Here is a 25,716-nt window from a genome sequence, read left to right as displayed (position 1 = left end):
CCGCGTTCGGGCCCAGCAGCGTGTTCAGGCGTAGGGTGAGCGCGTTCACTGTTCAGGCTCCTGGCGGGCAAGGCCCTCGGCGGGATCGAAGCCGGCCGGCACGACGATCGCCGGTGCCGGGGTGTTGAGCGGGCGGCCTGCGGCCATCGCGGCGCGCAGCTGGTAGACCCAGGCGAGCACCTGGGCGACGGCGCCGAACAGCGCCGCCGGGATCTCGGCATCGACCTCGGCGTGGCGGTACAGCGCACGCGCCAGCGGCGGCGCCTGCAGCACCGGCACGTTGGCCGCCTTGGCAGCGTCGCGGATGCGGAAAGCCATCAGGTCGCTGCCCTTGGCGACGACACGCGGCGCGGCCATCGAGGCCTCGTCGTACTTCAGCGCCACCGCGAAGTGGGTCGGGTTCATCACGACCAGGTCGGCCGACGGCACCGCGGCGATCATCTTGCGCCGCGACAGCTCGCGCATCTTCTGGCGGATCTTGCCCTTGATCTCCGGGTTGCCCTCGGTCTGCTTGTGTTCCTGCTTGGCTTCGTCGACGCTCATGCGCAGGCGGCGCATCAGCATGAAGCGCTGCAGCGGCACGTCGACGACGGCGAACAGCGCCATCGCCACCAGCATCAGCACCATGCCGCCCTTGAGCAGCGAGCCGGTCTCGTCCAGCGCCACCGGCAGCGGCATCGAGATCAGCGAGGCGAACTCCGGCAGGTGCGACTTGAAGTACATCGCGCCGATCGCCGCCAGCACCAGCGCCAGCAGGCAGACCTTGAGCGTGTTGCCCATCTGCTGCGGCTGGAACAGGTTGCCGATGCCGGTGAGCGGGTTGAACTTGCTGAAGTTGGGCGTGATCGGCTTCATCGTCCAGTTCCAGCCGCCGGCCAGCACGGCCGACGCGGCACCGACGACGCCGACGGCCGCGCCGAGCGGCAGCACGACGACGAGCATGTCCAGGCCCGAACCCGACAGGCGCTCGAGCATCGAGCCCGGCTGCGCCAGCGCCTTGGCGTCGAAACGCAGCCCGCTTTCGAGCAGGCGCCGCATCCAGTCGGTCATCTGCGGCGCGAATCCGATCAGCAGCGCCAGCCCGGTGCCCATCGCCGCGAAGTGACCCAGGTCGCGCGAACGCGCGACCTGGCCGTCACGGCGGGCCTTGCTGATCTTGCGTGCTGAAGCGGGTAAGCGGCGGTCTTGTGAGTCGTCGGCCATGGCGGAATCGGCTCTGATATGAGCCTTGCCATGGTGCCGGCGCGGGCGCCGAACTTGAGCCCGATAAGCGGGGTTTAAACGCCCCGTCTTCTGGAGCCTGCGCCGCAGGATGCGGCGCGGCAGGCGCGGGCGGTCACGCGGCCGCCGCCAACGGGGCGCCGCAGGCGCTCAGGGCGAGCGCCGCTGGGCCACCGGCTGCGCGTCGGCAGCCGGGTGGCCGGGGGCCCTCAGAACCCCAGGCTGGCCAGCAGGTCGTCGACCTCGCCCTGGTTGGCGACGACGTCGGCCCGGCCTTCGGGGTTGACCACCGGGCCGTGCAGCACGTTGGGGTCGACCTTCTCGCGCTGCTCGGGCGGCACCACCGAGACCAGCAGCTTGACGAGGCTGTCCTCGAGATCGTTGGCCAGCGTCACGACCTTGGCCACCACCTGGCCGGTGAGGTCGTGGAAGTCCTGCGCCATCATGATGTCGGTGAGGTGGGCGTCGATCTGCGAGGTCGCGCGTTCGACGTCCTGGGCGAAGTTGAACACCGCGCCCGAGGCGACCGCGCGCACCGGGTCCGCGACGATCTGCGCCGCGATCTGGCGCGTCGCCTCGGAAATCTTGGCGTGTTCGGCCTTGGCCTGGTCGACCGAGTTCAGCACCTTGTTGGCGGCGTCGGCGGTCTTGTTGGCGATGTAGTTCAGCCGGCTGCGCGCGTCGGGCAGGCCGTCGGTCGCCACTTGCAGCTTGGGCATCACGCCCAGCTGCTGCATCGTGTCGTGCAGCAGCCGCGTGATCGAGCCCAGCTGCTGGAACACCTCGGGCGAGACGGCCAGCGGTTCGGCCGGGGTGAACGAGGTCAGATCTTCCATCTTCATATTGTTTCCCTCGTTCAGGCGGTGGCGGCCAGCTTCTGCAGGATCTTCTGGACTTTTTCTTCCAGCGTGGCCTTGGTGAAGGGCTTGACGATGTAGCCCGCGGCACCGCTCTGGGCGGCGAGCACGATGTCTTCCTTGCGCGCCTCGGCGGTCACCATCAGCACCGGGAGGTGCTTGAGCGAACCGTCGGCCTTGACCGCTTTCAGCAGGTCGAAGCCGTTCATGTTCGGCATGTTGATGTCGGAGACGACGAAGTCGTACTTGGACGCGCGCAGCATGTTCAGCGCGACGACGCCGTCCTCGGCCTCGTCCGCGTTGTTGCAGCCCATCTCCTTGAGCAGGCCACGCACGATGCGACGCATGGTCGAGAAGTCGTCGACGATGAGAAATTTCAGGTCGGAAGGATTCATGGCAGACCCTGGAAACACGGCTTCGTTGTTTATCGGTTGCCGGGCGGCGGACTTAAGCCGCCTGCGGCATTCGGCGAATCGGCGTTGATCGCGGCGTCGTCTCCGACGGCCTCGACGGCGTCCGGTTCGGTGCGGAAGAAGCGGTCTTCCGCCTCGCGGTTCATGACGATGATGCTGATGCGCCGGTTGGTCGGCGCCAGCGGGTCCTGGCGGTCGAAGGGCGAGCTCGAGGCCAGCCCCTGCACGCGCAGCATGCGGTCTTCGGGCAGGCCGCCCTCGGCGAGCACGCGGCGCGAGGCGTTGGCGCGGTCGGCCGAGAGCTCCCAGTTGCTGTAGCCGCGCTCGCCGCCGGCATAGGGCATGGCGTCGGTGTGGCCCTCCAGCGTCAGCCGGTTGGGCACCTCGCCCAGCACCGAGCCGATCTCCTGCAGCAGTTCGCGCATATAGGGCTGCACGACGGCGCTGCCGCTGGCGAACATCGGCCGGTTCTGCTCGTCGACGATCTGGATGCGCAGCCCGTCGCGTGTCATGTCCAGCCGCAGCTGCGAGCGCATCGCCTGCAGGCGCTTGTTGCCGTTGATCTTTTCCTCGATGCGGCGCTTCAGGTCCTTCAGGCGCACGATCTCGGCGCGCAGCTGTTCCTGCTTGAGGGCCTGCAGGTTGACGGTGGCGCGCGGCGCCTCGATGTCGCCGCGTTTGACCTGGCCGTTGGTGCGCGTCAGGTCCTGGCCGCCGCCCTTGAGCACGTGCGAGGCGTCGCCGGCACCGGTGCCGGCCGAGTTCAGCGCCACCTTCAGCGGCGAGCTGAAGTAGTCGGCGATGCCCTTGCGGTCGCCGTCGGTGGTGCTGCCCAGCAGCCACATCAGCAGGAAGAAGGCCATCATCGCCGTGACGAAGTCGGCGTAGGCGATCTTCCAGGCGCCGCCGTGGACGGCATGGCCGCCCTTCTTGACGCGCTTGATGATGATTGGCTGGAGCTTCTTCGCGTCCCCCGCCATTACGTGCCCCCAAGCTCGCTGCGCTCGCTACCCCCCGAGGGGGCCGCCCGCCGGCGGACCGGCAGAGCCGGATCCGCGGCGGTGGCTTGGTCGCGGCTGCGACCTGCCAAGCAGGTTGAAACGATCGAGGACCACCCCGGCAGCTGAAGCGCAGACGCCGCACCGCGCCAGCGGGCGGCGCCTTCAAGCGGACGCCGCGGAACCGGCTTTGCCGGGCCGCTGGCGGCGCCCCCCTGGGGGGCCGAGGCCGGACACGATTCGTCCAGTGGACGAATCGTGCCTGCCGAGGAGCCGGGCCACTGGCCCGGCGCGGCCTGCAAGGCAGCGCCGAAGGCGCTACGGGGGGGGGCCACTACTTCTTGCCTTTCACATGGCTCTCGAGTTCGACGAAGGTCGGGCGCTCGGTGGAGTACAGGACCTTGCGGCCGAACTCGATCGCGACCTGCGGGGCGTAGCCCTGCATGCTGGCCAGCAGCGTGGTCTTGATGCACTGCAGCTCCTTGCTGCCTTCGTCGACCTTCTGCTCCAGCAGGCCGGCCAGCGGCTCGGCGAACGCGTAGGAGACGAGGATGCCGAGGAAGGTGCCGACCAGCGCCGAGCCGATCATGCCGCCGAGAACCGCCGGCGGCTGGCCGACCGAGCCCATCGTGTTCACGACGCCCAGCACCGCGGCGACGATGCCGAAGGCCGGCAGCGCGCCGGCCAGGCGCTGGATCGCGGCCACGGCCGCGTATTCCTCGTGGTGGTGGGTCTCGATCTCGCTGTCCATCAGCGACTCGATCTCGTGCGCGTTGAGGTTGCCCGAGACCATCATGCGCAGGTAGTCGGTGACGAACTCGGCGACGTGGTGGTCGTTGCCCACCGTCGGGTACTTCTGGAACAGCGGCGAGTTGTGCGGGTCCTCGACGTCCTTCTCGATCGACATCAGGCCCTCCTTGCGGGCCTTCTGCAGGATGTCGTAGAGCAGCGCCATCAGCTCCATGTAGCGCGCCTTGGTGTACTTGCTGCCCTTGAAGCAGCGGCCGACGCCCTTGAGCGTGGCCTTCAGCACCTTGGTCTGGTTGTTCGCGAGGAAGGCGCCGCCGGCCGCGCCGCCGATCGTGATGAGTTCGAAGGGCAGCGCCGTCAGGATCACGCCGATGTTGCCGCCGTGCACGATGAATACGCCAAAGACGCATACCAGCACGATGACCCAACCGATGATGACGAACATGGTGTTGCGATATGTAGGCATGCTCCCGGCGCGGCGCGCAGGGAGACTAGGCGTGTTATCGGCGCGCTCCGGGCCCGATTGAGGATGTATTGCCGCTTTCGCCGACCCGATAGACCCAGACCGGCCGGCCGCCGCCGCCGCCGGCATCGGCCAGCGGTTCGCGCCCCGGCAGCGGGAACTCCAGGCTGACGAGCCAGCTGCCCGGGGCCATCTCGGCCTCGGCCTTGGCGAGCACGCGCACCATGCTTTCGGGGCGCTGGAAGACGTAGAGCAGGTCGAGCCCGGCCCAGGAACCGGCCCACAGGTCGCCGCGGCGCACCTGCGCGAACGGGCAGCGGCGCGCCGCCAGCCAGGCCAGCGGCCGGCTCCACTCGACACCTTCGAAGACGGCCTGCGGCCACAGCCGGTGCAGCGCCTGCAGGCCGTGGCCCAGGCCGCAGCCGGCGTCGAGCACGCGGGCGCGGGGCGCCAGCACGACGACCGCGCCCAGGCCGTCGAGCGCCTGCGCCGGGGTCGGGAAGAACGGCGCGTCGCGCCAGGCCTTCAGCGGATAGGCCAGCGCCAGCGGCAGCAGCGCCACCAGCCAGGCCCAGCCCGGCAGCTGCGGCAGCGCACCGAGCGCCAGCGCCGAGAGCGGAAAACCGGCGCCGGCCAGCAGCCGGCGCCAGCGCCCTTGCGCGCCGGCGGCGATCACACAGCCGGCGGCACTGGCGGCGGCGAAAGCCGGCAGCCCGCCCTGGCCGGCAGCGGCCAGCGCCGCGAACACGGCCCAGGCGAGCAGCCAGGCGGCCAGCGCCGGCAGCGGCCAGGGCAGGCGGACGAGGGTCGGAATCGACATCCGCCCAGTGTGCGGCGACATGCAAACGGTCAAGCGCCGGAGAAACGGGCTGTTGTCGGCGCAGAAGCAAAAGAAAAGGCGGCGGATCCCGGAGGAACCCGCCGCCTGAATGCACAGGAGTCTGTGCCAGGAGGAGACAACGCAATGAAGCCGGATGAAACCGCTATCGACCGCCAGCGCCGCGCCTGGAGTGCGCCCGGCGTGACGGATTGCCCCTGAGGCAGGAAATCAGTGCGCGAGCTCGCCTTCGTCGTGGCAGGACGCGAGCTGCAGGCCGCCGGCCTTGCCCTTGCCGGCGCGCGCCGGCGGGTTGCACAGGCCGCAGACGTAGTGGCGGGCCATCTCGTGCGGATGCGTGACGTAGTGCCCGCCGCACTTGCTGCAGGCGGTCATCGTCAGCATGCCGTTGTCGACGAACTTCACCAGGCGCCAGGCGCGCGTCACCGACAGCAGCGGCTCCAGGCCCTGCGCCTGCATCTGCTCGAGGTAAAGCTGGTAGGCCTTGATGACGATGTCGATCTCGTCGAGCACCGCGACCTTGTTCAGGTACTCGTGGATGTTCAGGAACAGGCTCGAATGGATGTTCGGCTGCCAGGTCATGAACCAGTCGGTGGAGAACGGCAGCTGGCCCTTGCTCGGGCTGCGACCCGAAACCTCCTTGTACAGGCGCAGCAGGCGCTCGTAGCTGAGGTCGGTCTCGCTTTCCAGCACCTGCAGCCGGGCGCCCAGGTTGATCAGCGTGACCGCACGCTCGATCTGGCGGGCTTCGGTGAGGATGCTTTTGTTGCGGGCCATGATGGTGCGTCTCCGATGTCTTGACCAAGGTGTTGCACGGATCCGGCTCTGCCGGTCCGTCGCAACGCGCCCCCTTGGGGGGCAGCGACCGTTAGGGAGCTTGGGGGCCCGATGTCAGGCGGCCTCTTGATGGCGACCGGCCATCAGGATGGAGGCATGCAGGCGCGAGACGCCGTCGTTGGCCGAGCTCTTGCCGTGGCTGGTGAGCAGGCTCCAGACGATGTCGTCGTCCATGCGGAAGCGGCACAGCAGCGTGTTGCCGCCGGCGATCTTCATCATCTGCGCTGCGGTCAGCGTCCCGATCAGGGTCGCGGTCTCTTCGCTGACGCCCAGGCGGTACAGCGCCTGTTCGCGGTCGGTACGGATGAGGCTCTGGGCCAGCATCAGGTACGAGAGGTTGGCTTCACGGATTTCGGCGAGGATCTGGTCGGCGGTCATCTCGGTACTCCTGTGTGTGTCGGGGGGCGACTGGTGTGATACGGACTGTAGGGACCGGAGATGAACGGCAACATCGGTTCACTTCCGTGGCTTCAGTCCCGGTTTTTCCATCCCCCGTGTCAGGCAAATTCCTACAAGGCATGAGCGTGTCGTCCGATGGCGGCGTCTCCAGCGGGCCGCCGCAGGCCTCCGTCCACAGCGGATTTCCTCTGGCGCGACAAGCACTTGCACGGATGACACCGACCCCGTCGGGGCTTGGCGCGGCAGCGCCGAACAGCCGGGGTTTCGCGGTCCATTTCGGGGCGCTGTCATCCGACACCGCTGCCTAGACTGACGTCATGCCGGTGGGCTGCCGCGGCGCGTCTCGTCACGACGTGCCGCCACACCGGCCAGGAGCCCGGATGGACACCCTCATCGTCGGCGCCGGTTTCGCCGGCGCGGTCACTGCCCGCGAACTCGCCGAAGCCGGCGAACGCGTGCTCGTCGTCGACAAGCGCCCGCACGTGGCGGGCAACGCCTACGACCGCCTCGACGCCGCAGGCGTGCTGGTCCACGAATACGGCCCGCACATCTTTCACACCAACAGCGAAAGCGTGTTCGGCTGGCTCTCGCGCTTCACCACCTGGCGCCCGTACGAGCACCGGGTGCTCGCGGTGCCCGACGCCAGCACCGGCCGCGCCTATCCGCTGCCCATCAACCGCACGACGATCAACTCGCTCTACGGGCTGGACCTCGACGAAGCCGGCGTCGCCGCGTTCCTGGAGCGCGTGCGCGAGCCGCGCGAGCCCATCCGCACGAGCGAGGACGTGGTGCTGAACTCGGTCGGCCGCGACCTGTGCGAGCGCTTCTTCCGCGGCTACACGCGCAAGCAGTGGGGGCTGGACCTGTCCGAGCTCGCCGGCGGCGTGGCCGCCCGCATCCCGACGCGCACCAACGACGACGACCGCTACTTCAGCGACCGCTACCAAGCGATGCCGGCCGAGGGCTACACGCGTTTGTTCGAGCGCCTGCTCGCGCACCCGAACATCGAGGTCCGCACCGGCGTCGAATACGCCGCGGTCGCCGGCCTGGACCGCCGCCGCACCGTCTTCACCGGCCCGATCGACGAGTTCTACGGCCGGCGTTTCGGCGCCCTGCCCTACCGCAGCCTGCGCTTCGAGCACGAACACCTGGCCGGCACCACGCAGCTGCAGCCGGTGGGCACCGTCAACTACCCGAACGACCACGCCTGGACGCGCATCACCGAGTTCAAGCACCTGAGCGGCCAGCAGCACGCCGGCAGCTCGGTCGTGCGCGAGATCCCGCAGGACATGGACGCCCCCGGCGCCGAGCCCTACTACCCGATCCCGAACCCCGCCAACGAAGCGCTCTACAAGCGCTACGAGGCGCTGGCCGAGGCCGAGACCGAGGTCTTCTTCCTCGGCCGGCTGGCGCAGTACCGCTACTACAACATGGACCAGGTCGTCGCCGCGGCGCTCGCACTGGCGCGGCGCCTGACGGCGCAGCGCCGCGCTCAGCCGGCGCCCTGACCCACCCCGCCACGCCTGCCAACCCAAGAGGCACCGCACGATGAACACCATGACGCCCACCGAACGCGCTGTCCGCGAGGTCCGCCAGGCGGCCTTCGAGCTCAACGCCACCGACCACAAGCAGGCGCTGCGCATGCTCAACGAGGCGCTGAAGCTGCAGCCCGGACACGCCGACCTGCTCGGCGACCTGGCGACGCTGCACCTGCAAGCCGGACGCCACCGCCAGTGCATCCAGGCGGCGCGCGAGGCGCTGGCCGCCAAACCCGAGCACGACGACAGCGCCTTCGCGCTGGCGCTGTCGCTGGACGCCGTTGGCGAGGCCGACGAAGCGCGCGAGCTGTTCCTCGAGCTGACCGAAGGCGCGCGCGCCGAACGTTTCGCCAGCCAGCCCGAACTGGTCGACCTGTGCCGCAGCAAGCTGCTGCAGATCGAAGCCGCCAGCGCCGCTCGCCCCGCGCCGGCCGCCGCCGACCCGCTCGAGCAGGCGGACGCGACGCCCAAGGTCTACGTGCCGCTGCTGACGCGCCCCGACGCGCTGGGCCAGCTGCTCGACGAGACCGAGGGCGTGCGTGCGCTGACGCTGGACTGCTTCGACACCATCCTGTGGCGCCACACCGACCACCCGACCGACGTGTTCTACGACATGCAGCGCCGGCCGGCGTTCAAGGCCGCGGGTATCGACGCGACGATGCGCCAGAAGGGCGAGTTCTTCGCGCGCCAGCTCCAGCTCGTGCGCACCGGCCGCACCGAGGTCACGCTGGATCAGATCTACCTCGCTGCACGCCCCGGCCTGAGCCGTGAGATGCTGGCCTGGCTGGCCGAGGACGAACTCGCCGCCGAGATGAACGCCTGCCACGCGCTGCCCGGCGCGGTGCGCCTGCTGCGCGAAGCCCGCACGCGCGGGCTGCCGGTGACGATCGTCAGCGACACCTATTTCGACGCGCCGCGCCTGCGCCGCCTGCTCGAGCACGCGCTGCCGGCCGACGCCAGCGCCGCGATCGGCGAGATCGTGGTCTCGTGCGAACACGGCATGTGCAAGGAGCAAGGGCTGTTCAAGCTCGCCCAGCTCAACCAGCTCGGCAACTCGCCTGCCATCCTGCACGTCGGCGACAACAAGGCTGCCGACTTCACCGCGCCGCGCGCGGTGGCGATGTCGGCGACGCACCTGCTGCACGAGAACGAGCAAGGCCAGCAGCGCCGGCGCATGGCGGCCAACGTCGTCGCGCTGTTCGACCCGAGCGTGCGCCAGCAGCGCCCGCTGCACATGCCCTACCGGCCGGTGCACGCCAGCCACGGCCACCAGTCCGGCACGCCGCAGGCCTCGATCGGCCACGACAGCCTGGGCCCGTTGATGCACGCCTTCGCCGCCTGGATCGACGAAGAGGCGGCGGCACTCGCGGCCACGCGGTCGCAGGTCAAGCTCGTGTTCCTGATGCGCGACGCGTACCTGCCGCTGCAGACCTACCGTGCGATCGGCGGCGCTTGCACCGCGTACTCGGCGCACATCAGCCGCTTCAGCGCCTACGCGGCATCGTTCCGCACCCAGGAGGACGTCGACCAGTACCTGGCCAACTTCTCGCGCAACCTGTCGCTGCCGATGATCGCGCGCCAGTTGCTGCTGTCGCCGCAGCGCACCGCCCTGCTCGTCGAGCAGGCCGAGGCGAGCGCGACGCCGCTGCAGACCTTTCTGCGCGGCGTGCGCCAGGCGCACGTGCTGGCGGAGATCGTCACCGCCTCGGCCGCGCACCGCGAGCGGCTGCGCCGCTATCTCGAACGCGAGACCGGCATGCAGCCGGGCGACACGCTGGTGCTGGTCGACCTGGGCTACGCCGGAACGATCCAGCGCGTGCTGGGCCCGACCTTCAGCCAGGACTGGAAGGTCGAGGTGCTGGGACGCTACCTGCTCGCCGTCGGCGCGGTCGACGAGGGCTTCAAGGGCCTGCTGGACCGCAGCTGGCTCGACGAGCGTGCGCTGAAGATCGTACAGACCTACATCGGCCTGCTGGAGACGCTGACCTCGACCGACGGCGCCAGCACCGTCGGCTATGCCGACGACGGCAGCCCGGTGTTCGAGACCGACTCGGCGCAGGACGGCCAGTCGGCGATGGTCGAGCCGATCCAGGCCGAGAGCCTGCGCTTCGCGCGCGAGGCCCAGGCCTACTTCCGCGCCGCGCGGCGCTTGCCGCCGGCGACCGTGCTGCGCGACGAAGCGCTCGGCAGCCTGGGCCGGCTGCTGTTCTTCCCGAACGCGATGGAACTCGCCCACCTGGCGAACTTCACGCTCGAGATCAACCTCGGCAGCGGCGTCGCGCGCAAGCTCTTCGACATCGACGCCGGCCTCGAAGGCCTGCGCAGGCACGGCCTGTTCTACATGCGCAGCGCACACGGCGGCGGCCGCATGGCGCTGCCCGCCGAGCTGCGTGCGGCCGGCCTGGAGCTGTCGACGGCGATGCTCGCGCACGCGCGCTTTGGCATGCCGATGGTCCAGACCGACTGGTCCACGCGCAGCGAGCCGCTGCTGGCGGTGATCCCGCGCGGCGACCGCACGATGCACGCCGAGATCGTGGCCACCGCCACGCACGACGGCTACTTCAGCGCGCTCGTGCCGCTGGCCAACGGCGAAGGCAACGTCGGCCTGGCCTTCGGCCGCGACTACGGCTGGATCCAGCTGCACAGCGCCGAGATCGTGCCGCTGGCGGCGATGACCGAAGAGGCCGACGTGATGGCGCAGCTGCTGCACGCCGGCATCAAGGACCACGGCCACGGCCTGCTGGAGTTCGAAGGGACCGACTCGCTGCTGATGCTGCCGGCCGGCGCCAACCCGATCAGCGGCAAGGCCGCGCTGCGGCTGGTGTTCCGGCCGATCGCGCGGCGCGCCTGAAGGCCGCGAGGGCAGCGGCCGCTGCGGCCGCTGCCCTCGTCGAAGGAAACGGGAGCCGGGGTGCAGGCGCACGCCCGGCGAACGTCGTGCCGGCGTCGCCAGCGCGGCGGCCCACGGGGCCGCGAGGCCGGCTTCAGCGCCAGGCCTGCAGGTTCAGATGCCAGGGCTCGGTGTCGGTGCCGGTCACGAGCCGGCGCACCTTGGAGAAACCGGTCTCGTACAGCGCGACGGTCAGGCTCTCGCGCGTCCAGCCCCAGCGGTGCGCGTCGTACTCCGAGCCGCCGCGCTCGGGGTCGCACCAGCCGTAGAAGCCGGCCATCGCGTGCAGGTCCTGGTCGGGCAGGTTGCTGCTGGAAAGCCCCAGCAGCTGGCGGGCGTGGAAGGCGATGTCAGGCACGACGACGTGCAGCAGGCCGCCGCTCGCGAGCAGCCGGGACCAGCAGGCCAGCGCCAGGCGCGCCTTGTCCACCGTGAGGTGCTCGAGCATGTGGCGGCTGTAGATCTCGCTGACCGAGCCCGGCGGCAGGTCGATTGCCCATGCATCGCAGACACGATCGGTGATCGGCGTGTGCCGCGCATCGATGTGCACATAACCTTCGATGCGGTGCACGTTGCCGCAGCCGACGTTGAGTTTCACTTGCGACTCCTTCATCTGCAGACGGGCCGGCGCATGGCCGGCCCGGGACGATCGCCGGCGCCGCGACCGTTCAGCCGGTCGCTTCGGCCTCGGCGATCAGGATCAGGAACTGGCTGCCGGCCGCATCGAACGGCCGCAGACCCATCTCCGCCTCGGGCACCAGGCCGACCATGTCGCCGCGCTCGATGCGGTAGACCTGCTGGCCGTACTCGGCGACGATGCGGGTGCGGCCGACGCTGGCGAGCAGCTCGACGATCTCGGCACGCTCGAAATGGCGCACGTGGTGTTCGAAGCGGTGGCCGAAGCGCGCGAACGGCAGCCCGGGCTCGTTCGGCACCGAGACGATCAGCGGGCCGTCGGTGGCACACGCCATCTGCTCGATCAGCCCCCGGGAGTCGTCGACGTGCTCGACGGACTCGAAGCTGATCGCGAAGTCGAACAGCGGCGCATCGATCTGGAAAGGAAACAGCGCATGGCCGAACACGGTGCGATGGCTGCCGTAGGCGCGCTGCGCCGTCGCGACCGCCTCGGCCGAGCCGTCCAGGCCCAGCATGCGCACGCCCGCGAGGTCGCTGACCATGCGGCTGCCGTAGCCGTTGCCGCAGAACACGTCCAGCCCGGTGAGTCGGCGCGGCGTCGCGAAGCGCTCGCGCAGCCAGCGTGCGGCCAGTGCGTAGCGCACGCGATGGTCGGCGCGGATCTGCTCCAGCTTGGTCGCGGTCTGGCGCTCGCCGCTGGCGAGCGCGAAGTTCTTGCGCACGCTGAGCGGGTCGGTGCGCGGCGTGACCGCCAGCCGCAGCAGCTCGTCGCGCGCCAGCACCGAATCCGGCTCGGCGGCAAGCGCGCGCCACAGCTCGGCGAAGGCGTCGTGCCGGCGGCCGTCGGAGTCGGCAAGCGCCGCCTTCAGTACCCGGAAGCGGCTGTCTTGCGGGTGCTGGTGCAGCCCGCGCTCGATCAGTTCGCTGGCCGGCACGATGTCGCCGCCGGACAGGGCCTCGAAAGCGGCGGCGACATCGGCGCCGGCGTCGGAAGTACGTTCGGAACTCATGCGCACACCTGTTCGATGAAACCGTAACCCCAGTCGGCGTTCATCGAGCGCCGCAGCACGTTGGGCCCCGGGTCGGCGAAGACGCCGGTCCCGGCGCTCTCACCCTTCAGCAGTGCCTGCCAGAAGCAGGGTTCGATCCAGCAGCCGGACAGCGGGACCGGGGAGCCGGGGGCGCCGTCGCGCGCCGGCTGATTGGCGTCGAAGTCGTAGAGGAAGGGCACGAGGTTCTCGCTCCAGCGGCCGAAGGCGCGTGCCTCGACGAGGCAGCTGGAGTTCAGCGCGACCACACCCTCGAGTTCGGGCTGGCTCAGCAGCTGGTAGAAGTTTTCGGTCGTCGGGCGGATCGCCGGCAGCCGGGCGACGGCCTGCGCCGAAGGGTCCTGGTCGCCGGCATAGGGATGGGCGCGATACAGCACCAGCGGGTGCTCGCAGCACAGCTCGTGCAGCCGCGGCAGATGCTGCGCCAGCGTGACGAAGCCGCCGTCGGTGCCGACCATCGCGCGGTCCGAGGACACCTGCCCGACCACCAGCACCGTGCCGGGCGGCATCGGCGCCACCGGCTTCATCCAGGCGGCCTTGGCCTGGATGCGCTCGGCCTGGGTGGCGGCGGCGCGGTCGGTCAGCCGCTGCGCGCGGATCACGTGCTCGAACGCCGGCACGTTGGTGCGCAGCGCGAACACCAGGTCGGGCAGGAAGCGCCAGGGGTGCAGGATGATGTCGACGAAGGGGCGGTTCAGCCGCGTCAGCGCGTCGATCATCACCTCGGGCATCTCGTAGCCGACGACGAGCGCGTCGCGGCACGGGGCCTCGAGCGCGTCGATCAGCGCCTGCGGCGCCGTCGTCGAGCGCGCCAGCGTCGCCCAGGACTCGAGCGTCAGCTCGCGCCCCAGGCGCCGGTACAGCATCGGCGTGTCGAACCAGGTCTCGCGCCCGGGCTGCAGGCGCTCGTCCCAGGACAACAGCTCCGGCTCGTGGCCGCAGTGGCGCAAGGCCGGGGCCAGCATGTGGCGCAGCCAGCGGGCGTTCTTCCAGGTGGCGCTCTCCCATTCCCGCTCGCGCGGGAACGGACGCAGGACATCGGCTGTGATCAGGATTCGGCTGAACATGTTCGCGCGGGGGTGGGTCTGGGGGCGGCTCAGGCCGGCGTCCGGTCTTCGCAGGGCAGCGCGGCCGGCGGCAGGCCGTCGCGCCAGCGCCCGACCATGCGCGCGAAGAGCGCGCCGAGTTCGCCGGTGAAGCGCTCGTTGTCGAACAGCGGCAGCTCGAGCCGCTTCTCACTGAGATGCGCGCGCACGCGCGCGAGCTCGCCGGGCTCGGTCGCCAGGCGCACCGCGAGCTCCTCGTAGGCCTCGCCGGAGTCGACCGCCAGCTCGGGCAGGCCGACGGCAGACAGCAGGCTGGCGGCGACACGCGCCGAGAAGCTGCGGCCGAGCTGGGTCAGCACCGGCAGCCCCATCCACAGCGCGTCCGAGCAGGTCGTGTGTGCGCCGTAGGGGAAGGTGTCGAGGAACAGGTCGGCCTGCGGCAGCCGCGCCAGGTGTTCGCTGGGCGTGACGAAGGGGGCGAAGACCAGGCGTTCGCTGGCGATGCCGCGTTCGGCGGCGTGGGCACGCAGCGCGGCCTGGATCTCGACCTGCGGCACCAGCAGCCACAGCACGCTGCCGGGTACACGCTCGAGGATGCGGCACCAGCGCGAGAACACCGGCTCGGTGATCTTGTAGCTCTGGTTGAAGCAGGCGAAGACGAAGGCGTGCTCGGGCAGCCCGGCGTCGGCACGCGACGAGGCCTCGGGGTGCTCGCGCAGCGGGTCGGTGGGCTCGTAGCAGACCGGCAGCTGCGCGATCTTTTCGGTGAAGTCCTCGGCGTGCTCCAGCGGGGTCAGGATCGGGTCGCCGATCACGTAGTCGACGAAACGTGCGCCCAGCGTGCTCGGATAGGCCAGCCACAGCGTCTGCACCGGCGCCGGGCGCAGCGCGAACACGCCCAGGCGGGTATTGCCGGTGTAGCCGCTCATGTCGACGAGCAGCGCGATGCCGTCGTCGTGGATCGCCTGCGCCTGCTCGGTGGCGCTCATCTCGCTGCAGTCGACGAAGCGGTCGGCCGCGGCCACCATGCGCTGGCGCAGCGCCGAGCCGTCGTCGCTGCCGTGCGAATAGAGCACGACCTCGAAACGATCGCGCGGCAGGCGCTCGAAAGTGCGCACCGCCAGCATGCTGGTGGCGTGGGTGCGGAAGTCGGCCGAGACGAAGCCGACACGGATGCGGCCGGCGGCCACCGCCTCGGCGGCACGCGGCCAGGCGGTGTAGGCGCCGCGGCCGGCGCCGGCGATGACCAGGCGCTCGATGCGCGCGGCCTCGATCTCGGCGGCGGCACGGTGCAGCCCGGCGTCGTCGTTCATCGACAGCAGGCAGAAGGGGCTGAACGAGGTCGTCTGCGTCGGGTCGGTCTGCAGCGCGAGCGCGCCCGCCAGCCGCTGCATGTCGGCTTCGCCCTGGGCCCAGTCGCAGGCCCAGGCGGCGTAGTGGGCGGCGTAGACCGCGGCGCCGAAATGCGAAGGCTCGAGGATGGCGATGGTCCGGAAACACTCGGCCGAGTCGCCGAAGCGGCGCAGGTTGGCGAGTGCGAAGCCGAGCTGCTGGTAGGCCTCGATGTCGGCCGGCTTGGCCTGCAGCACCTGCAGGAAGGCGAGCGCGGCGCCCTGCCACTCCTGCGCCGTCATCAGCAGCGAGCCGCGCAGCAGCCAGTGGCGCGCGTTGCGCGGCGTGCGTTCGTCGAGCTCGTCCAGCGCCTGCAGCGCCTCGGCGCCGCGGTTGTTGGTGCGCAGCAGCTCGACCAGCAGGTGGCAGGCGGTGTCGTCGCTGGCGTTGAGCGTGAAGGCGCGGCGCGCGGCGTCGATGGCCTCGCTGGAGCGGAACAGCTTGCGCCGCACGCTCGCCAGGTTCAGCCAATACAGTGGCACGTGCGGCGACTGGCGCGTCGCGCGCTCCAGGCAGGCGGCGGCCTCGGCGAGACGACCCTGGCGCGCGAGCGCGACGCCCTGGGTCCACTGCTGATGCGCACCCGGGCTGCCGCGCTGCGGCACGTTCGGCGGCTGCGGGCGGGTCGGGGCGGAAAGGGCTGGGGACATGAGAGCTCCGGGCGTGGACGCGGACACTGGCGCGAACCACGCCAGGCACTGGCCCCGACTTTAGGCAGCGTACAGCGGGCGCAAAGGTCGCAACAGCACCCGGTTTCGCGTGCATTACGCCGCATCGCGTGCCCCCACCCGCCCGGGCTGCGTGCTAGTCGATGACGAACAGGCCTCAAGTTCCGCCGGGTTCGCTCCGATACAGCCCTCAACGGGATTTGTGAAAGCGGGTTCCGTGGTCCGGTTGGCCGGCCGATGCCCCAGGAAGCACGTCAGAGCGTATTCCGAAGGCCCCACGGTTGACTAGCGCGGGCGTGCCGGGTGCCAGTTGCGAGAGCAGCGGGCCGCCGGCAGGCAGCAGGTTGCCGTGCCACGCCGAGAGGCGTCCGCAGCATCCGGTATATGCCGGCGCTCTCGCCGGGAAATTGGATCGAATACTGACTGGAGTCATCAAATGGCATCGATCATCAACACGAACATCAATTCGCTGACCGCACAGCGCAACGTCTCGACCTCGCAGAGCGCGCTGTCCACGTCGATGCAGCGCCTGTCCTCGGGGCTGCGTGTCAACAGCGCCAAGGACGACGCCGCCGGCCTGGCGATCGCCGAGCGCATGAACGCTCAGATCAAGGGCATGAACGTCGCGGCGCGCAACGCCAACGACGGCATCTCGCTGGCGCAGACGGCTGAAGGCGCGCTGGGCAAGGTCGGCGACTCGCTGCAGCGCATGCGCGAACTGGCGGTGCAGGCCCGCAACTCGTCGAACTCCGACGCCGACAAGGACTCGCTGGACAAGGAATTCGGCGAACTCGCCAAGGAAATCCAGCGCGTGCTCGGCGGGACCACCTTCAACGGCAAGCACATCCTCGGCTCCGAAGCCGGCTCGCTGTCCTTCCAGGTGGGCGCGAACACGACGAGTGACGACTCGATCGACATCGTCACGGTCGACATGACCGGCGACGCCAACATCACGTCGGTCGCCGGCACCGACAACACCGGCGCCGGGCGCGCCAAGATCGACTCGTCGGCATCGAACACCGACATCGGTGGCGTCATCGATGCGCTCGACGATGCGATCGACAAGGTCAACACCGAGCGCGCGACGATGGGCGCCTCGCAGAGCCGCTTCGACGCCGTGATCTCGAACCTGCAGATCTCGGTGGAGAACCAGTCGGCCGCACGCAGCCGCATCATGGATGCGGACTTCGCCAGCGAAACCGCGAACCTGAGCCGCGCGCAGATCCTGCAGCAGGCCGGCAACGCGATGGTCGCCCAGGCCAACCAGCTGCCGCAGCAGGTCCTGTCGCTGCTGCGCTGATCGAACGGCCGCTCCGGCGGCCTCCTCCGCAAACGCCGCCTTCGGGCGGCGTTTGTCTTGGTGGGCCGCGGGGCGAGTGAAGAAATGGGCCTGAAGACCCCGTCTTATCGAGGCATGGGTGCGGTCAAGCGGCGACGACGCGCTTCCGATACTGCTATCAGACATCACGCCCATCCCGCCAGGCTCCAGCAGTCCACCGGCCGGGACCTCTTCACTCGACAGGAGCGGACATGCCCTCGATCATCAACACGAACCTCGGCTCGCTGAATGCGCAGCGCAATCTCGCGACGTCGCAGGCATCGCTGACGACTTCGATGCAACGCCTGTCCTCGGGCCTGCGCGTCAACAGCGCCAAGGACGACGCCGCCGGCCTGGCGATCGCCGAACGCATGAATGCCCAGGTGCGCGGCATGTCGGTGGCGACACGCAACGCCAACGACGGCATCTCGATGGCCCAGACCGCCGAAGGCGCGCTGGGCAAGGTGGGCGACGCGCTGCAGCGCATGCGCGAACTGGCGGTGCAGGCGCGCAATGCCTCCAACTCCGACGACGACAAGGACTCGCTGGACAAGGAGTTCGGCGAGCTCGCCAAGGAAATCCAGCGCGTGCTCGGCGGCACCAGCTTCAACGGCAAGCACATCCTCGGCTCCGAAGCGGGTTCGCTGACCTTCCAGATCGGCGCCAACACGACCACCGACGACACGATCGACATCGTCACCGTCGACATGACCGGCGACACCAACATCACCTCGGTGGCCGGCACCTATGGCAGCGTCGACACGACGCGCGCCAAGATCGACTCGACGGCGACCACCGACGACATCAAGACCGTCATCGACGCCATCGACGACGCGATCGACAAAGTCAACACCGAGCGCGCGACGATGGGTGCCTCGCAGAGCCGCTTCGACGCCGTGATCTCGAACCTGCAGACCTCGATCGAGAACCAGTCGGCCGCCCGCAGCCGCATCATGGACGCCGACTTCGCCAGCGAAACCGCGAACCTGAGCCGCGCGCAGATCCTGCAGCAGGCCGGCAACGCCATGGTCGCCCAGGCCAACCAGCTGCCGCAGCAGGTGCTCTCGCTGCTGCGCTGAGCGGCCACCGGGGCGTCGCCCCGCAGGCCTCCACGCGACCCCGGTCGGGCCCCGCCCGCCGGGGTCGCGCCGCGTTCAGGGGTCCGAACTGCGCGGTCATTCCGCCTCATTTCGGCCGATCGACGGGCTCAAGCCCTTCGCACAATCCAGCCATGTCCTGTCGCGCCTTTCGCGGCGGATCACCCGGATTCACGGTCGGGGCGGTGGCCGGAAGCCATCGCCACCTGAGGAGCACTCGACATGCCGCAGACCATCAACACGAACTTGGCCTCGCTGAACGCGCAGAGAAATCTCGCGACCTCGCAGGCATCGCTCTCGACATCGATGCAGCGACTGTCCTCCGGTCTGCGCGTCAACAGCGCCAAGGACGACGCCGCCGGTCTCGCGATCGCCGAACGCATGAACGCCCAGGTTCGCGGCATGAACGTCGCGATCCGCAACGCCAACGACGGCATCTCGATGGCGCAGACGGCCGAAGGGGCGCTGGGCAAGGTCGGCGACGCGCTGCAGCGCATGCGTGAACTGGCGGTGCAGGCGCGCAACGCCTCGAACTCCGACGACGACAAGGAGTCGCTGGACAAGGAGTTCGGCGAGCTCGCCAAGGAAATCCAGCGCGTGCTGGGCGGCACCACCTTCAACGGCAAGCACATCCTCGGCTCGGAGGCCGCGTCGCTGACATTCCAGGTCGGCGCCAACACCACCGACGACGACACCATCGTGCTGACGACCTCGGACCTGACGCAGGCCACCGAGATCACCTCGATCGCCGGCACCTACGCCGACGTCGCCGGCACGCGCAAGACCATCGGCTCGGCCGCCACCGTCACCGACATCGGCCTGGTCATCGACGGCATCGACGACGCGATCAACAAGGTCAACTCCGAACGCGCGACGCTGGGCGCCTCGCAGAGCCGCTTCGACGCCGTCATCTCCAACCTGATGGTCTCGTCGGAAAACCAGTCGGCAGCACGCAGCCGCATCATGGACGCCGACTTCGCCGCCGAGACCGCGAACCTGAGCCGCGCCCAGATCCTGCAGCAGGCCGGCAACGCGATGGTCGCCCAGGCCAACCAGCTGCCGCAGCAGGTGCTGCGCCTGCTGCAGGGCTGAGCCTGGACGTGCGGGGCCGGAAGGCCCCGCACGCCTGGCTCAGGCCGGAGCGCGATTTCACGCGCGACGGCTGAGCCCGGCCCGCACACGCCGTACCGCGGCGGGCGCAGCGCGCCCGGCGCCGTACGGCGTGATGCCTTGGGCACCGGCCGCGGCCGGACCCTCAAGTTCACCCCCCGTCGGCCGATGACACGCTGACATCCCGAGGAGTATTCATGGCAACGATCACATCCACCGGTGTCGGCAGCGGCCTCGACGTCGAATCGATCGTCAGCCAGCTGATGGCGCTCGAGAAGCGCCCGCTGAACCTGCTGCAGAAGTCCGAAACCTCGCTGCAGACCAAGCTGTCGGCGATCGGCCAGCTCACCAGCTATACCTCGGCGATGAAGGACGCGGCCAACGCGATGTCCTCGGTGCTGCTGTGGAAGCAGACCGCCGCGACCAGCGCCGACACCAGTTCGGTGACGGTGAGCACCGAGACCGGCGCGACGGTCGGCAACTACGCCGTCCGCGTGCAGCAGCTCGCCGGCGCGCAGACCGTCTCGAGCCAGGTCTTCTCGTCGTCCAAGGCCACCTTCGGTACCGGCACGCTCAAGATCGAGCTCGGCAGCTGGACCGGCGAGCCCACGCCCACCGGCTTCAACGCCAAGAGCGGCAGCACGCCGGTGACGCTGACGATCGGCGAGGGCGAGGACACGCTGGAGAAGATCCGCGACAAGATCAACGCGTCCAAGACCGGCGTCACAGCCAGCATCATCAACGACGCCAGCGGCGCACGGCTGGCGCTGCGCTCGACCGAGACCGGCGCCGAGAACGCGTTCCGCATCACCGCCACCGAGACCACCGACGACGGCGACGCCGCCACTGGGCTGTCGGCCCTGGCCTACAGCGCCACCGCCACGTCGCCGATGACGCGCAACCAGACGGCGGTCAACGCGCTGGCGACGATCAACGGCATCGCGGTGTCCTCGTCGAACAACACGTTGAAGAACATCGCCGACGGCATGACGCTGACGCTGAACAAGGTGACGACCAGCGACGTCGCGGTCGCCGTCACCGCCGACGACGACGCCGTGCTCAAGGCCGTCGACACCTTCGTCTCGGCGTTCAACACGCTGGCCGGCTACATCAAGGAGCAGACCAAGTACGACGAGACCGCCAAGAGCGGCGGCACGCTGCAGGGCGACCGCACCACCGGCAACCTGCTGATGCAGCTGCGCGGCGTCATCAACGAAGGCAGCACGGCCTCGTCGGTGTACTCGAGGCTGTCCGACATCGGCATCTCGATGGACGCCAACGGCCTGCTGGAAGTCAAGGACACCAAGCTGAAGAACGCGCTCACCGGCAACCGCGACGAGCTGCGCAAGCTCTTCGCCGCCGACGGCAGCGACAGCGCCAGCTCGGGCTTCATGGACCGCTTCCGCGACCTGGGCAACATCGTGCTCAGCTCCGAGGGGCTGTTGACGTCGCGCAGCGACGGCCTGAAGAACCAGATCGAGACCAACGACAAGAGCCAGACGGCGATGGAGACCCGGCTCGCGCTGACCGAGGCCCGCATCCGCCGCCAGTACCAGGCGCTGGACGCGAGCATGGCCTCGCTGTCGGGCCTGTCGAACTACGTCAGCCAGCAGCTCACGGCGCTGAACAACTCGAACAACTAAAAGCCGCTGGCCGCCCCGACGGCCCCGTCCCGCTCGCTGCGGGGCGGGGCCGTCGGCCTTGTGGAGCCGGTGTGCGGCCCAGGTGAGCAACAGCGCCGCCCGGCCGGCGGTTTTTCCGCCTCAAGTGCGTGCCGGACCAGCCGATAAATCCGTCACTGTCGCTGATTCCCCTTTCCGAACCACACCATGTTCAGCACCGCCACCGCGTATGCCCGCCCGCAGCAGTTCGCCAACGCCTATCGGCACATCGGCGCCGAAACCGGCGTCAGCGGCGCCTCGCCGCACCAGCTGGTCAACATGCTGTTCGAAGGCTACATGGACGCCGTCGCCCAGGCCCGCGGGGGCATGCGCACGGGCCAGATCGAACGCAAGAACCGCGGTATCCAGCGTGCGCTGCGCATCGTCGGCGAAGGCCTGCGCGGCAGCCTGGACCTGAAGGCCGGCGGCGCGCTGGCGCAGGACCTGAACGACCTCTACGCCTACCTCGAACTGCGCCTGACGCAGGCCAACCTCCGCAACGACGAGAACATCCTCGACGAATGCCAGCGCCTGATACAGCCGCTGCGCGAGGCCTGGTCGGCGATCGGCGACAAGGTCGGCGCCACCGGCCGGGGCTGAACGGCCGACCCTGCCATCCAAAGGACCCTTCCGATGAACACCGACCTCCTGAAGTACTACGAGGCCATCGAGCAGGCGAGCGCGGACATGCTGTCCGCCGCCAAGGCCGGCAACTGGGACGAGGTCGTCAAGCTCGAGGGCGCCTGCGTGCTGCTGATCAGCCAGCTCAAACATGCTGCCCGCGAAGCCTCGCTGGACGCGGAGGCGGCCAAGGCCAAGTCGCGCATCATGCAGCGCATCCTGATCAACGACGCCGAGATCCGGCACCTGGCGGAGCCCTGGCTGCAGGACCTGGACGACACGCTGGCCGGCCGCCAGAAGACGCTGCACTGAACACCCTCCTTTTCCGCCGCCGCCCGGGCGGCGGTTGCCGTTTCGAGAATCAAGCGACATGTTCCAGGACACCCGCCCTGCCGATCTCGACAGCGACGGCTCGACCGACCGGTGGTCCGAGTTCCGCGTCGACCACCCGCGCGAGCTGCAGGCGCTGCTGCGCCAGCTCTGCGACGGCAGCATCCCGGTGCACCTGAACGCGCCCGACGGCACCGGCCTGACGACGACGCTGTGGTCGGTCGACGCCGGCGCCGGCCGCCTGGCTTTCAGCGCCGACGAAGGCATTCCGGGGCTGCAGAGCCTGGTCGAGGCCGACGAGGCCGTCGCCGTCGCCTACCTCGACAGCATCAAGCTGCAATTCGAACTGCAGGGCCTGCTGCTGGTGCGCGGCGCGCGCGCCTGCGCGCTGCAGGCGGAGATCCCGCGGGCGCTCTACCGCTTCCAGCGCCGCGGCGCCTACCGCGTGCGTCCGCACGGCCGCCAGGCGCCGACGGCACGCCTGCGCCACCCGTCGATCCCGGACATGGCGCTGGCGCTGCGCGTCATCGACATCAGCGCCGGCGGCTGCGCGCTGCTGCTGCCGCACGACGTGCCGGCCATGGCCGCGGGCATCCTGATCGCCGACGTCCAGATCGAACTCGACGTCGAGACCCGGTTCACGACCACGCTGGCGCTGCGCCACGTCACCGCCCTGCCCGCCGACGTCCAGGGCGTGCGCCTGGGCTGCGAGTGGGCGGCGCTGGCGCCGGGCACGCAGCGCGCGCTGCAGCACTGGATCGACGTGACGCAGAAGCGGCGCCGGCTGATGTCGCTGTGAACACACGACGCACCGGTCGCGCCGCGCGCGGCTTCAGCCTGATCGACGTGATGTCGGCCTGCGCCATCACCGGCATCCTCGCCGGCATCGCCCTGCCCAGCTGGCAGGGCAGCCTGATGAAGGCGCGGCGCGTCGACGCGGTGCAGGCGCTGACGCGGCTGCAGGCGGCGCAGGAACGCTACCGCGACGAACACGGCCACTACGCCGCGACGCTGGAGGCGCTGCGCATCGGCACCCGCAGCGAGGCCGGCCACTACACGCTGACGGTCGAGGCCGAGTCCGCGGTGCGCTATCGCGCCCTGGCCACGCCCGCCGCGGGCGGCCCCCAGGCCGGCGACGCCGACTGCGCGCCGCTCACGCTCGCCGTCGACAGCGGCTTCGCCCGCTCCGGCCCCAACCGCCGCTGCTGGAACAGATGAGACAAGCCACGCGCGGCCTCACGCTGCTGGAGACGATGATCGCGCTGGCGCTGCTGGCGCTGCTCGCCTCGCTGGCCGCGCCCTCCTTCGGCGGCGCCGTCGAACGCGCGCGGCTGCGTTACGCCGCCGAGACGCTGGCCGCCGACATCGCGGACGCCCGGCTCGAGGCGGCGCGCCGGGGCCAGGCGCTGCACCTGGACGTGCACGCCGGCGCCGACTGGTGCTGGGCGATCGCCTCGCAGCCCGGCTGCGGCTGCGCGGTCGCGCACAGCTGCCAGCTGAAATACGAGACCGCCGCCGAACACGGCGGCATCCGGCTGCTCGAAGCCGCGTCGGCGCGCCTGGAAGCCAACGGCGAAACCCAGGCGCAGGTGGCGCCGGCCGTCTTCGAATCCGCGCGCGGTGAACGCCTGGAGGTGTCGATGTCGCCGCTCGGCCGCTCGCGCATCTGCTCCCCCGCAGGCGGCGTGCCCGGCTACCCCGCATGCTGAGCCCGCCGCAGCGCGAGCATTTCGCGCGCCTGTCGCTGGGACGGGCGGTGGCGCTGTGGACGGCGGTGCTGGCACTGGCCACCCTGCTCGTCGCGCTGCGCCTGCACGGCATCGCCGAGCGCCACCTCGAGGAAGACGCCACGCGCGTGGCGCGCGGCTGGACGCAGCAGCTCGGCCGCGCCGTGCCGCGCGCCGACAGCCTGTTCGGGCCGGCGCCGGCACCGCGTGCACTGCTGCCGCTGGCCGGCCTGCGCGGCGCCACCGGCGTCTACGCTTTTCGCCTCTACGCCGTCGACGGCCGTGCGACGCTGGCTTCGCAGGACCTGCCGGGCGCGGCGCCCGCGGACGCGGCCGCACGCGTGCGCCGTCTGCTCGCTGGCGGCGCCGCGTCGGTGCAGCTGCATCGCAGCGGCGACGACCGCGCCGCGGTGCGGGCCGAGGTCTGGCTGCCGGTCGGCGGCGAGTCCGGCCCGCTCGGTGCCGCCGAGGTCCACGTCGACCTCGACGAGATCGCCGCGGTGACGACACGCTCGGCCATGGCCGCCGGCTTCACCGCGCTCGCCGGGCTGCTCGGTGTCGGCCTGGCCGGGCTGCTGCTGTGGCGCAGCCACGCGCGCGGCGAACGCAGCGCGCGCGAGCACATGGACTATCTGGCGCAGCACGACCCGCTGACCGGCGCGCTCAACCGCGCCAGCTTCGTCGTCGCGCTGCAGCGCGCGACGCAGCGCCCCGGTGCCGGGGTGGCGGTGCTGTGCCTGGACCTGGACCGCTTCCGCGAGTTCAACGAGTGGCTGGGCCGCGGTGCCGGCGACGCGTTGCTGCGCCAGGTGGCGGCGCGGCTGCGCGCGATGGTGCGCAGCGGCGACCTCGTCGCGCGCCTGGGCAGCGACGAGTTCGCGGTGCTCGCCGACACCGCCGACGCCGAGGCGCTGGCCGGCCTGGCGCAGCGCATCGTCGACAGCCTGAAGCAGCCCTACGCGCTGGCCGGCCGCAGCTGCGAGGTCGGCGCCAGCATCGGCATCGCGCTGCACGGCGTCGACGGCGATGGCGCCGACAAGCTGGTGCAGCACGCCGACCTCGCGCTGGCGCGCGCCAAGGCCGACGGCCGGGGGGCTTTCCGCTTCTACGACGCGCGCCTGGACGACGAGCTGCAGCGCCGCCGCCGGCTGGGTGTCGAGCTGCGCGACGCGCTCGCCGGCAACAGCCTGGCGCTGCACTTCCAGCCGCTGCAGGAAGCGGCCAGCGGCCGCATCGTCGGCTACGAGGCGCTGGCGCGCTGGCCGCACCCCGAGCGCGGGTTCGTGCCGCCGACGACCTTCATCGCGCTGGCCGAGCAAACCGGGCTGATCGAGGAGCTGGGCACCTGGGTGCTGCACGCTGCCTGCGCCGAGGCCGCCGGCTGGCCGGACGAGCTGACGGTGGCGGTGAACCTGAGCCCGGCGCAGTTCCGCCGCGACGGCGCCATCGTCGAGACCGTGGCGCACGCGCTGGCCCGCTCCGGCCTGGCGCCGGCGCGGCTGGAGCTGGAGATCACCGAGTCGCTGCTGATGGCGCGCACCGAGCCCGTGCTGCAGGCGCTGCACGCGCTGCGGGCGCTGGGCGTGCGCATCGCGATGGACGACTTCGGCACCGGCTACTCGAGCCTGGCGCACCTGTGGCGTTTCCCGCTGGACCGGGTCAAGCTCGACCGCGAGTTCACGCACAACCTCGCCGGCGACGCCAAGGTCGGCGTCATCGTCGGCTCGGTGGTCTCGATGGCGCACGCCCTGGGCATGCGCGTCACCGCCGAAGGCGTCGAAACCGAAGCCCAGCGCCAGGCCCTGGCCACGCACGGCTGCGACGAACTGCAAGGCTTCCTGCTAGGCCGCCCCCAAC

General features: G+C 70.3%; 24 protein-coding genes. 12 read left to right on the top strand and 12 right to left on the bottom strand.

Translation table 11 applies throughout. From position 1 onward, the window contains the following. Positions 1 to 45: 45 nt before the first annotated feature. From CKO43_RS09335 to flhD, 8 genes are all read right to left on the bottom strand, one after another. A complete protein-coding gene (locus CKO43_RS09335) occupies positions 46 to 1,203 on the bottom strand; it encodes an EscU/YscU/HrcU family type III secretion system export apparatus switch protein (protein ID WP_200231371.1) in 1,158 nt (385 codons plus the stop codon). A gap of 227 nt (positions 1,204 to 1,430) precedes the next feature. Next, a complete protein-coding gene (locus CKO43_RS09330) occupies positions 1,431 to 2,063 on the bottom strand; it encodes a protein phosphatase CheZ (protein WP_200231372.1) in 633 nt (210 codons plus the stop codon). A 14-nt stretch (positions 2,064 to 2,077) separates the two neighbouring features. Beyond that, entirely contained in the window at positions 2,078 to 2,473 is a 396-nt protein-coding gene (gene cheY / locus CKO43_RS09325; RefSeq protein ID WP_200231373.1) for a chemotaxis response regulator CheY, read from the bottom strand. Between the two features lie 29 nt (positions 2,474 to 2,502). Next, positions 2,503 to 3,471, bottom strand: coding sequence for a flagellar motor protein MotB (gene motB / locus CKO43_RS09320; protein ID WP_200231374.1), 969 nt, complete (start codon positions 3,469 to 3,471; stop codon positions 2,503 to 2,505). A 352-nt stretch (positions 3,472 to 3,823) separates the two neighbouring features. Continuing rightward, on the bottom strand, positions 3,824 to 4,684 hold the full coding sequence (gene motA / locus CKO43_RS09315; RefSeq protein ID WP_200378472.1) for a flagellar motor stator protein MotA: 861 nt from the start codon (positions 4,682 to 4,684) through the stop codon (positions 3,824 to 3,826). Between the two features lie 55 nt (positions 4,685 to 4,739). After that, a complete protein-coding gene (locus CKO43_RS09310; protein ID WP_200378471.1) occupies positions 4,740 to 5,522 on the bottom strand; it encodes a class I SAM-dependent methyltransferase in 783 nt (260 codons plus the stop codon). Between the two features lie 228 nt (positions 5,523 to 5,750). Further along, positions 5,751 to 6,317: a flagellar transcriptional regulator FlhC gene (gene flhC, locus CKO43_RS09305; protein WP_200378470.1), complete on the bottom strand. Its 567-nt coding sequence runs from the start codon at positions 6,315 to 6,317 to the stop codon at positions 5,751 to 5,753. 114 nt (positions 6,318 to 6,431) lie between these two features. Continuing rightward, positions 6,432 to 6,755: a flagellar transcriptional regulator FlhD gene (gene flhD, locus CKO43_RS09300; protein WP_200231378.1), complete on the bottom strand. Its 324-nt coding sequence runs from the start codon at positions 6,753 to 6,755 to the stop codon at positions 6,432 to 6,434. 401 nt (positions 6,756 to 7,156) lie between these two features. On the opposite strand from flhD, the gene glf reads away from it, so the two are divergent. Then, positions 7,157 to 8,284 (top strand): UDP-galactopyranose mutase, encoded by a 1,128-nt coding sequence (gene glf / locus CKO43_RS09295; RefSeq protein ID WP_200378469.1) that lies wholly within the window; start codon positions 7,157 to 7,159, stop codon positions 8,282 to 8,284. A 40-nt stretch (positions 8,285 to 8,324) separates the two neighbouring features. Then, positions 8,325 to 11,165: an HAD family hydrolase gene (locus CKO43_RS09290; RefSeq protein ID WP_200378468.1), complete on the top strand. Its 2,841-nt coding sequence runs from the start codon at positions 8,325 to 8,327 to the stop codon at positions 11,163 to 11,165. A gap of 133 nt (positions 11,166 to 11,298) precedes the next feature. On the opposite strand, the gene CKO43_RS09285 is transcribed toward CKO43_RS09290, so the two are convergent. The 4 genes from CKO43_RS09285 to CKO43_RS09270 form a co-directional block, all read right to left on the bottom strand. Continuing rightward, positions 11,299 to 11,802 (bottom strand): class I SAM-dependent methyltransferase, encoded by a 504-nt coding sequence (locus CKO43_RS09285; RefSeq protein ID WP_200231381.1) that lies wholly within the window; start codon positions 11,800 to 11,802, stop codon positions 11,299 to 11,301. A gap of 70 nt (positions 11,803 to 11,872) precedes the next feature. Then, positions 11,873 to 12,850, bottom strand: a complete 978-nt coding sequence (locus CKO43_RS09280; protein WP_200231382.1) for a class I SAM-dependent methyltransferase — start codon at positions 12,848 to 12,850, stop codon at positions 11,873 to 11,875. Then, positions 12,847 to 13,956: a hypothetical protein gene (locus tag CKO43_RS09275; protein WP_200378467.1), complete on the bottom strand. Its 1,110-nt coding sequence runs from the start codon at positions 13,954 to 13,956 to the stop codon at positions 12,847 to 12,849. The genes CKO43_RS09280 and CKO43_RS09275 overlap by 4 nt, the downstream gene beginning before the upstream one ends. A gap of 29 nt (positions 13,957 to 13,985) precedes the next feature. Next, positions 13,986 to 15,977, bottom strand: coding sequence for an O-linked N-acetylglucosamine transferase, SPINDLY family protein (locus tag CKO43_RS09270; protein WP_200378466.1), 1,992 nt, complete (start codon positions 15,975 to 15,977; stop codon positions 13,986 to 13,988). A gap of 454 nt (positions 15,978 to 16,431) precedes the next feature. Between CKO43_RS09270 and CKO43_RS09265 the strand changes: the two genes are divergently transcribed. From CKO43_RS09265 to CKO43_RS09220, 10 genes are all read left to right on the top strand, one after another. Next, positions 16,432 to 17,295 (top strand): flagellin domain-containing protein, encoded by an 864-nt coding sequence (locus tag CKO43_RS09265; RefSeq protein ID WP_200231385.1) that lies wholly within the window; start codon positions 16,432 to 16,434, stop codon positions 17,293 to 17,295. 230 nt (positions 17,296 to 17,525) lie between these two features. Beyond that, on the top strand, positions 17,526 to 18,392 hold the full coding sequence (locus tag CKO43_RS09260; RefSeq protein WP_200378465.1) for a flagellin domain-containing protein: 867 nt from the start codon (positions 17,526 to 17,528) through the stop codon (positions 18,390 to 18,392). Positions 18,393 to 18,632: 240 nt separating this feature from the next. Then, entirely contained in the window at positions 18,633 to 19,502 is an 870-nt protein-coding gene (locus CKO43_RS09255; RefSeq protein ID WP_200231387.1) for a flagellin domain-containing protein, read from the top strand. A 215-nt stretch (positions 19,503 to 19,717) separates the two neighbouring features. After that, positions 19,718 to 21,163: a flagellar filament capping protein FliD gene (gene fliD / locus CKO43_RS09250; protein ID WP_200378464.1), complete on the top strand. Its 1,446-nt coding sequence runs from the start codon at positions 19,718 to 19,720 to the stop codon at positions 21,161 to 21,163. A gap of 186 nt (positions 21,164 to 21,349) precedes the next feature. Beyond that, on the top strand, positions 21,350 to 21,781 hold the full coding sequence (fliS, locus tag CKO43_RS09245) for a flagellar export chaperone FliS (RefSeq protein ID WP_200231389.1): 432 nt from the start codon (positions 21,350 to 21,352) through the stop codon (positions 21,779 to 21,781). Positions 21,782 to 21,814: 33 nt separating this feature from the next. After that, positions 21,815 to 22,114, top strand: coding sequence for a flagellar protein FliT (locus CKO43_RS09240; RefSeq protein WP_009857944.1), 300 nt, complete (start codon positions 21,815 to 21,817; stop codon positions 22,112 to 22,114). 58 nt (positions 22,115 to 22,172) lie between these two features. Next, entirely contained in the window at positions 22,173 to 22,931 is a 759-nt protein-coding gene (locus CKO43_RS09235; RefSeq protein WP_200378463.1) for a flagellar brake protein, read from the top strand. After that, entirely contained in the window at positions 22,928 to 23,350 is a 423-nt protein-coding gene (locus CKO43_RS09230) for a type IV pilin protein (protein ID WP_346014484.1), read from the top strand. The genes CKO43_RS09235 and CKO43_RS09230 overlap by 4 nt, the downstream gene beginning before the upstream one ends. Beyond that, positions 23,347 to 23,841: a pilus assembly FimT family protein gene (locus CKO43_RS09225; RefSeq protein ID WP_200231391.1), complete on the top strand. Its 495-nt coding sequence runs from the start codon at positions 23,347 to 23,349 to the stop codon at positions 23,839 to 23,841. The genes CKO43_RS09230 and CKO43_RS09225 overlap by 4 nt, the downstream gene beginning before the upstream one ends. Further along, a partial coding sequence (locus CKO43_RS09220) for a putative bifunctional diguanylate cyclase/phosphodiesterase (protein WP_200378462.1) occupies positions 23,835 to 25,716 on the top strand: 1,882 nt, incomplete at its 3' end. The genes CKO43_RS09225 and CKO43_RS09220, both read left to right, overlap by 7 nt.

It is taken from the genome of Rubrivivax gelatinosus (assembly GCF_016583785.1).
Taxonomy (GTDB): domain Bacteria; phylum Pseudomonadota; class Gammaproteobacteria; order Burkholderiales; family Burkholderiaceae_C; genus Rubrivivax; species Rubrivivax gelatinosus_B.
This window is presented reverse-complemented; position numbering and strand designations above follow the sequence as displayed.